Source organism: Halovulum sp. GXIMD14793, from assembly GCF_054457435.1.
In genome coordinates, this window is the sequence record NZ_JBTLNE010000025.1 from 45,736 (window position 1) to 53,551 (window position 7,816).

A 7,816-nucleotide genomic window follows, 5' to 3' on the forward strand; every position below is an offset into this window, starting at 1 on the left:
CGAAACGCACCGCTACAATTACGCTGACGCCCGTGTTTTGGACCTTTTGTCGGCCCAGCGGACCAATCTGTCCGACGCCAGTAAGAGAAATTTACGGGATCGCAGACGGGCTGAATGTAAGAATTATCACAGTTCCCCGGGTCAGATCGCGGGGCAGGGGCGGTTTCTGTCGGCTATGCGACCATGTGACGATGTTTCCGGGGTCTTTTCATTGCCCCGGTTCTGACATTTGATGGCGGTAGGAGGGTCCGGGATGAGAGAATTCAGTTTTAACACCACGCCGGGGATCAGATTCGGGGTTGGACTTGCCAGGGATCTGAGCGGGGAATGTGCAGCACGGCTGGGCCCGCGCATCCTGTTCATTACTGACCCGGGCCTGCGAAAGCTGGGCCTGGCGGACGCGGCTATGGCTTCTTTGCAAGGGCTTGCAGAGGTGACGGTCTTCGATGGTGTTGAGGCTGATCCGTCGAGGATCACTTTGGAGGCGGCGATAGACGCTGGGCGCGCAGTCTCGGTCACCGGGGTTATCGGGTTTGGTGGCGGCTCTCCTATGGACGTGGCGAAACTGGCAGCGCTGGTGCTGGGGTCGAACGAGGACCTCGATGGGGCCTGGGGCGTCGGTATGGCCTCTGGTCCACGGCTTCCGCTGGTGCTGGTGCCGACAACGGCGGGTACGGGGTCGGAGGTGACGCCGGTTTCAATCATTACGGTTGAGGATGATGAGAAGCGCGGCGTTGTGTCCCCGGTGATCCTGCCCGATCTGGCGATCCTTGATCCGGACCTGACACTTGGCCTGCCGCCGGAGGTCACGGCTGCGACCGGCGTGGATGCGATGGTGCATGCGATTGAGGCCTATACCTCCCGGTCGGCCAATCTGAACCCGATCTCGCAGATGCTGGCGGTGGAGGCGCTGCGGCTGCTGGGGGCGAATATTGAGCGCGCGGTTTCGGATGGCCATGATGTGGAGGCGCGTGGTGCGATGCTGATGGGGTCCATGCTGGCGGGACAAGCCTTTGCCAATGCGCCTGTGGCCGCCGTGCATGCGCTGGCCTATCCGCTGGGCGGGCGGTTCCATATCCCGCATGGGCTGTCCAATGCGCTGGTGCTGGCTGAGGTTATGCGATTCAATGCGCCAGAGGCGATGACGGACTACGCAAACTTGGCCCCGCATGTCTTTCCCAACCTGCCGCAAGGCGGGGCGCAGGATACCTGCATGGCATTTATTGAGGAACTGAGCGCGCTAACCGCGCGTCTGGGCTTGCCGCCGCGTTTGCGCGATGTTGGCATTGAGGAAACCGCCTTGGCCGGTATGGCGGCGGATGCAATGAAGCAGACGCGGCTTTTGGTGAACAATCCGCGCGACGTGACGGAAGCGGACGCATTGGCGATCTATCGGGCTGCTTGGTGAGGGCGATGCTGAATACAATTGTGACAGGTGAGACAAGCGACGCGGTGCCGTTGCTGATTGCGCATGGCTTGTTCGGGTCCGCCCGAAACTGGGGTGTGGTGGCCAAGCGGCTGGCGGCAGAGCGCCAAGTGATTGCTGTGGATGTGCGCAATCACGGAGCCTCTCCGCATTTTGACACGCATAGTTATTCAGAGATGGCCGATGATCTGGCGGCCGTGATCGACGGGATTGGGCGTCCGGTTGCTGTGATGGGGCATTCCATGGGCGGCAAGGCGGCGATGGTGCTGGCGCTGACCCGGCCCGAATTGGTGGCACGCCTGATCGTGGTCGACATTGCGCCCGTCACCTATCAGCACACGCAGATGCCGGTGGTTGATGCGATGCGCTCGGTTGACCTTAGCTGTGTCGGGCGGCGGGCGGATGCAGATGTGCAGCTTGCCGAACATCTGGATAATCCAGCCCTACGGGCGTTCCTGTTGCAGAGTCTGGATGTGTCCGGAGATAGGCCGCAATGGCGTCTGAACCTTGAGGTTTTGGCCGCTGAGATGGCAAAGATCATCGGCTTTCCGGAGGTTTCAGGGCAGTATGATGGGGCTGTGGATTTCGTGCTGGGCGCATGCTCGGACTATGTGACGGGGGAAGGCTGGGCGGTGTCGACGGATTTGTTCCCTGGGGCGCAGCGCCATGTGATTGAGGGGGCCGGGCATTGGGTGCATGCCGAGGCCCCGAGGCCATTCGTCGATCTGGTGGCGCGCCTTTTACAAAAATGAGCGCGCGTGACCGCGCGCAAGATTTTGTCTCGGCTTTCGTGCCTTGCAGGCACGACGCCTCGGGCTGGTGCCCGGGCCTTTCAGAGGCGCTCTATCGCTAGGGCGATGCCTTGCCCACCGCCGATGCACATGGTGATCAGGGCGCGTTTGCCGTTGATACGCTCAAGCTCATAGAGCGCTTTAACGGTGATTATGGCACCTGTGGCCCCGACCGGGTGGCCAAGGGCGATAGCGCCACCGTTGGGATTGACCTTGGCCGGGTCGAGGCCAAGTCCAGCGGTGACCGCGCAGGCCTGTGCCGCAAAGGCTTCGTTTGATTCGATTGTGTCGAAATCGTCAGGGCCGAGGCCGGTGCGTTCAAACAGGGTGGTCACGGCGGGTATTGGGCCGATGCCCATCACCTCGGGCCGGACCCCGGCATGGGCATAGCCCAGGATTCGGGCCTTGGGTTTGAGGCCTGCTTTCTCGACGGCCTCGGCGCGGGCCAGGATCAGTGCTGCCGCGCCATCATTGATGCCTGATGCGTTACCAGCGGTGACGGTGCCGTCCTTCTTGAACACGGCGCGCAGACCGGCCAGTGCTTCGGCGGATGTGGCCTTTGGGTGTTCATCGGTGTCGAAGGATACGGTCTCGCGGCCTTTTCTGACCTCGACCGGGACGATCTGCGAGGCAAATCGACCTTCGGCGATGGCGGTGGCCGCGCGGGTCTGGCTTTGCAGGGCGAAGGTATCTTGCGTTTCACGGCTGATGCCATGTTCAGCGGCAACATTTTCCGCTGTCACGCCCATATGGCCCGTGCCGAAGGGACAGTTGAGCGCCCCCAGCATCATATCCAGCGACGCGACATCGCCCATCTTCTGCCCCCAGCGGGTCTGGGGCAGGATATAGGGTGACCGCGACATGGCCTCGGCCCCGCCTGCCAGTGCGAAATCAGCATCGCCCAGCATCAGGGACTGTGTGGCAGACACGATGGCCTGCGCACCGGATCCGCAAAGCCGGTTAACATTCATCGCCGGGGTGCTGTCGGGGATACCTGCGTCAATCGCGGCAATGCGCGACAAATACATATCGCGGGGTTCCGTGTTGATCACATGGCCAACGACAACATGGCCGATCTGATCCGGGCTGACGCCAGCGCGGTCCATCGCGGCAGCGCTGATTTTTGCCGCCAGTTCAGCGGGCGGGGTTACCGCCAAAGCGCCACCGAAGGTGCCAATAGCGCTGCGCGCGCCGTCCAGGATTACGATATCGTTTTGTGTCATGATTGGCCTCCGGGTTTTGTACCGCGACTGTGAGGGCTGGCAGCGGCGCTGGCAAGTCTGAACCAAGCGAAAGGACGCGTGGTCATTTGGTCCCATTTGGTAATGCGGATCGGAGTTGCTTCGTACTATCGCCTTTCGGGAATAGGCTACAAAATCTATAAGTCTTTTACGCCGTTTTAATCCTTTGTTAATCCCTTCCATAAAGATTGAGTAAAAGGCGGCGTGTTGGATGGGCTGTCTTTGGATGTGGAGGGGAGCACTGTGCACATTCTCGTTGTACAGGATAATCGTGATCTTGGCGCGATCTGGTGCCGTTTTCTGAACCGCCATGGGGTCAGTGCGAATCTGGCGACCAGTGAAGCAGAAGCGACTGAGGCGTTGGAAGCGCAATCGTTTGACGCGCTGGTTCTGGAACCTGTGCTGGATGGCGGCGGCGGCTTGTGTGTTGCCGATATTGCTGCCTATCGTCAGCCTGATCTGCCGATCATTGCGGTGACAAAGTCGGAGTTTTTCTCGGACGGGTCGATCTTTTCGATTATTCCGAATGCGCGGGGGTTTCTAAGGACACCTGTGCGACCGGAAGACTTGTTCGCGTATCTGGAACACTGCACAACACGCAAACCCGAGGCGGGGCAGATCCGGGCCTGACAGACGGTGCCGGGCGGAGGTCCGCGCATTTTTTCGCCGGAACGCCGGCGAAATCGCCGTTCGCTAACTTTCCCGTAATCCGTTTGTTGTTTTGCAACATTTCTGCGCTACAGTGCTTGAAATAGGGCAGTGCCGGGGGGCATCATGGCGACGCAACGGTTAGTAGCAGGACAGTAGCGATGGATGTGCATTTTCCTGAAGGGATGAATTTCAAGCCCAATCGCTCCAATCGTAAACGCAAGCACAGGCTGCATCTTCAGGATGGCGATCTGACCATCCGCATCAATGAGATGTGGGATGGCGGGTTTACCATTCCGCTAGACGCTGAGTTGCCGCAACATGGGTTTGTCGATCTGTTTGACGGTCCGCGTCATCTGGCACATGCCCTGATCATGCAAACCGGCACGGACGCCGAAGAGCGCCATTTCGAATTCAAGATCGTCCGGGATGCGACACTCGGCGCACCGCGTGATTTTTCCGAAGATGGGCAAGCGCCGGTCGCGGCCATTGGCTTTCTTGGGCGATTGCCGAACACGGCGTGAAGAGCAAGCGCATTCGTTGTAATACAGCTTTAAGCCATGACAACGGGGCGGAATGAGGTTTTGACGAAGGTAGCGATGTCTGAGTCGTCATTAGAAACTGACTCATCTAACGCTGCCAGAAACCGGAAGTCTCAACGCGTTTGGTGATGATTGGTGTCTCAGGTGTTTTGCGAGGCGTCAAAGCCTGCTTCGCCTTGAGGTGGCCATGCGGCAGTCCTGCAATCGGGCATCTTGAGGCTTTTCCAGATTTCGAAGGCCGTCTCAGTCTCGGACGCGAGGAACAACGACATTATGGTGCCGTGCGTCACGACCAGTTCATCGCCCTTGCCCTCAGACATCAGGTCGGATGCCGCACCCCGAAACCGCCGCAACGCGTCGGTCGCAGTTTCGCTGCCGAAGACGAGCCTGTCGGGGTCTGCGAAGAACTGCGTTAGCTTTGTCTCGAACTGCGTGTCGCTTTGGATGAAGAGTTCGTTCTCGCGATGATGCTCTTCAAAGCCGTCTCTGATATCCAAGGCGCAGTCGAAATGCTCAGCCAGAATTCTTGCGGTTCCCACAGCCTTGCTTAGGGGGCTTGAGACAATTCGCTTTGGCGGCGCTACCAACACTGTGGTGGCAAGCGTGCGAACAGTTTGTTCGGCACCCGGGGCCAGCAACCAGTCAGCAGATTCGATGTCTGGATCGATACGCACCGCAGCATGTCTGAAAAGGTGCAAGTTGGCCATCTTGGTTCCGGGTGGGGTAGCTTTTGGGTTGTTCGGGTAGATATGCGACTTGGTGCGATGCAGAGTCTGGTCTGTTTTGACCGACATTAACCTAACGATGCCGGTCGCGGCCAGTTCAGACAGCTTGCAGCGCAAAGGCCTTGTTCTTGTCCTCTTGTCGGCTTAGTGCCAATGCCGTGATCGAATTCTTGATTTTCTGCTCCATTGCCAGGGCGGAGTGGTTTCCCTGAACCCAGTCAAGTGCTTGTTGCTGAAGCCCCTGATAGCGTTCTGCGTCTTTGGCGATAGCACTGGCCTGATGGGCAATCTCGTCTACGGTTTCGGCCTGAATGAACTCAGTGCCGGGTGTTGCCTCCAACCCTTCGGCGCCGATGGCTGTGGTGATGACCGGCAGGCCGTAGGCCATCGCCTCTAGTATTTTCAGCGGCGTGCCGCCGCCGATGCGCAGCGGGATCAGCACGATATCTGCAGCTTCGTAGAGTGCTGCGACACAGGGCGGGGTGTCCAGAAGTGTGATGCCGTCCTGTCCTTGGGCCGCTTCCAGAACGGTCCGATGTGGCATCCGCCCGGCAATTGTCAGGTGGGCCTGTGGCAAGCTTTGGCGGATCTGCGGGAAAATCTTCTGAATAAGTTCCAGTGCCGCAAGGATGTTGGGTTTGTAACCCAGATGGCCAAGAAACAGATAATGTGGTGTGGTCATGGGGCCGGATTTGGCAAGCGGTTCGACCTGCGGCGCGGGATTGGGCACGATGTCGACCTGCGCAGCGTTCGGCGCGATGACCTTTAACCGCTGCCGGTCCTTGTCCGAGCAGACCCACACGGCCTGAGCATGTTCGGCTAGTCGCTGCTCTTCCTGCCGGGAGCGCCGCAGCCGCCGCACATATCGCAGCGGTGCAGTTGCTTGCTTAAGCTTCCCACCCTTTATTTGATGAATCTTCTGGCAGAGGTCACTTTCGACATTATGCATATCCAGAACAACAGCCAGACTGGCGTCAATCAGCGCATGTGCTGCGTCGGCAAGGAACATGCCCTCGACAACAACCAGATCGGGATTGTGCTTCGTGATCTCTGCAAGCAGACCCTCAACCGCTCCGTCCGGCATGACCCCTGTTACAACTGTGTTCTTGCGGAATTCGGGCTCCCACTTGGGATCGTCGATATGATGGTCGATATAATGCTCTGTCGTTGAACCTAATGTTCCCAAAGCGCGACATATCGCCGAGTTTCTAAGATGTGCCCCTGTCAAGACTGGCCCAGGCCGGTCAAAAAGAACCTGACAAATCCTCATCATGGTATCCTATGATTCCCGGAACTATCCATCAGACTTGGCGTGACCACGATCTTCCTGTCCCCGCAGAGTTTCCCGAAAGCTGGCAACACCACAACCCTGGCTGGAACTATCGGTTCTGGACAGACGCGGATCTTGCTACATTCGTCGCGACTGAATTTCCCAAGCTTGAGGGGTTGTATACCTCCTTCGCCACGGGGGTCCAACGCGCTGATCTGGCGCGGTATCTTTTACTGGCGGGGTTTATGCGGATATCGACACCAAATGCTTGGGTGATTTGGATGCGATCAAGGGCGAAGATCGGGTCGTTTTGTGCGAAGAGCCGGTAGAACACTTCTATTTTGCAACAAAACTGGGGTTGGAGCGGCTGGTCTTTAACGGTGTGATGGCCAGCCCCGCCGGGCATCCATTCTGGGCTCATGTGCTGGCAACGATCCGCCGATCTGTGCCAGGCAATGACGATGTGATCGAAACAACTGGTCCGCTGATGTTGAGCGGCAGCATCGCCACCTATGCGCATCCCGATCAACTGGCGATCAGTTCCTGTCATTTGTTTACGCTGCGAACCAAAACAGGGCAGGATAGCCAGGCAAAGCCGCACGGCCCACATTGTGGCCTGCGGATATGCGACCATGTCTGGCATGGCAGCTGGCTGGATGAAGAAAGAACTGTAACCCTGCCGCAAAAGCTGAAACACATGTTCTATAAATCGCGCTACTACGCGACGCGCGGTTCGATCCTAAGCTTTGCGGATTTTGAAAAGCGCGTGGATCAGACCCTTTTGGCAAGCGGTAAAAAATGGCCAGAGGAAGATTTGCCGCAAATTGCCGTCTTCATGCCTGTCCGTGATGCGGAACCATTTTTGGACCGCGCGATGGAGCTGCTTTTGGCACTGGATTATCCAAAGGACCGGCTGCGCCTTGTCTTTTGTGAGGGCGACAGTGTGGATGGAACGCGGCAAGCGATTGCGGATATTCAGGAGCGTTTTACCACCACATTTGCGGGGATCGAACTGCTGACTTTTACATCCGGCTATTCGCTGGATCGCGCGACTCGCTTGACCTGCCCCCCGAAACTTCCCTCGTTCTGATGTAGAGTTTGCTCAACCTTTTGAAGGAGCAAACGAATGCGAAAGAGCCGTTTCACGGAAGTCCAAATCATTGGGATGATCAA

The 7,816-nt window shown here is 58.2% G+C and carries 8 protein-coding genes; 5 read left to right on the forward strand and 3 right to left on the reverse strand.

Annotated features, from left to right (window positions below):
- Nucleotides 1–253 precede the first annotated feature (253 nt).
- On the forward strand, nt 254–1,408 hold the full coding sequence (locus tag ACW9UQ_RS09090) for an iron-containing alcohol dehydrogenase (RefSeq protein ID WP_458930700.1): 1,155 nt from the start codon (nt 254–256) through the stop codon (nt 1,406–1,408).
- A 5-nt stretch (nt 1,409–1,413) separates the two neighbouring features.
- On the forward strand, nt 1,414–2,178 hold the full coding sequence (locus tag ACW9UQ_RS09095) for an alpha/beta fold hydrolase (RefSeq protein WP_458930701.1): 765 nt from the start codon (nt 1,414–1,416) through the stop codon (nt 2,176–2,178).
- 80 nt (nt 2,179–2,258) lie between these two features.
- On the opposite strand, the gene ACW9UQ_RS09100 is transcribed toward ACW9UQ_RS09095, so the two are convergent.
- Entirely contained in the window at nt 2,259–3,440 is a 1,182-nt protein-coding gene (locus ACW9UQ_RS09100) for an acetyl-CoA C-acyltransferase family protein (RefSeq protein WP_458930702.1), read from the reverse strand.
- A gap of 261 nt (nt 3,441–3,701) precedes the next feature.
- On the opposite strand from ACW9UQ_RS09100, the gene ACW9UQ_RS09105 reads away from it, so the two are divergent.
- The gene (locus ACW9UQ_RS09105) at nt 3,702–4,088 is read left to right on the forward strand and encodes a response regulator (protein ID WP_458930703.1); all 387 of its coding nucleotides are present in this window, start codon (nt 3,702–3,704) and stop codon (nt 4,086–4,088) included.
- 179 nt (nt 4,089–4,267) lie between these two features.
- Nucleotides 4,268–4,630 carry a hypothetical protein gene (locus ACW9UQ_RS09110; protein ID WP_458930704.1) on the forward strand — a complete coding sequence of 121 codons (363 nt, stop codon included), beginning with the start codon at nt 4,268–4,270 and terminating at the stop codon, nt 4,628–4,630.
- Nucleotides 4,631–4,788: 158 nt separating this feature from the next.
- On the opposite strand, the gene ACW9UQ_RS09115 is transcribed toward ACW9UQ_RS09110, so the two are convergent.
- Complete coding sequence (locus tag ACW9UQ_RS09115) at nt 4,789–5,442, reverse strand: histidine phosphatase family protein (protein ID WP_458930705.1); 654 nt, start codon at nt 5,440–5,442, stop codon at nt 4,789–4,791.
- Nucleotides 5,443–5,470: 28 nt separating this feature from the next.
- Nucleotides 5,471–6,457, reverse strand: coding sequence for a glycosyltransferase family 4 protein (locus ACW9UQ_RS09120; protein WP_458930706.1), 987 nt, complete (start codon nt 6,455–6,457; stop codon nt 5,471–5,473).
- Nucleotides 6,458–6,911: 454 nt separating this feature from the next.
- Between ACW9UQ_RS09120 and ACW9UQ_RS09125 the strand changes: the two genes are divergently transcribed.
- Nucleotides 6,912–7,733, forward strand: coding sequence for a glycosyltransferase family 2 protein (locus tag ACW9UQ_RS09125; RefSeq protein ID WP_458930707.1), 822 nt, complete (start codon nt 6,912–6,914; stop codon nt 7,731–7,733).
- The last annotated feature ends 83 nt before the right edge of the window (nt 7,734–7,816 follow it).

What these genes read in the sequence shown, in the direction of transcription:
- ACW9UQ_RS09090 (WP_458930700.1), top strand. Translation starts at nt 254, where the DNA reads ATGAGAGAATTCAGTTTTAACACCACGCCGGGGATCAGATTCGGGGTT.
- ACW9UQ_RS09095 (WP_458930701.1), top strand. Translation starts at nt 1,414, where the DNA reads ATGCTGAATACAATTGTGACAGGTGAGACAAGCGACGCGGTGCCGTTG.
- ACW9UQ_RS09100 (WP_458930702.1), bottom strand. Translation starts at nt 3,440, where the DNA reads ATGACACAAAACGATATCGTAATCCTGGACGGCGCGCGCAGCGCTATT.
- ACW9UQ_RS09110 (WP_458930704.1), top strand. Translation starts at nt 4,268, where the DNA reads ATGGATGTGCATTTTCCTGAAGGGATGAATTTCAAGCCCAATCGCTCC.
- ACW9UQ_RS09115 (WP_458930705.1), bottom strand. Translation starts at nt 5,442, where the DNA reads ATGTCGGTCAAAACAGACCAGACTCTGCATCGCACCAAGTCGCATATC.
- ACW9UQ_RS09120 (WP_458930706.1), bottom strand. Translation starts at nt 6,457, where the DNA reads ATGCCGGACGGAGCGGTTGAGGGTCTGCTTGCAGAGATCACGAAGCAC.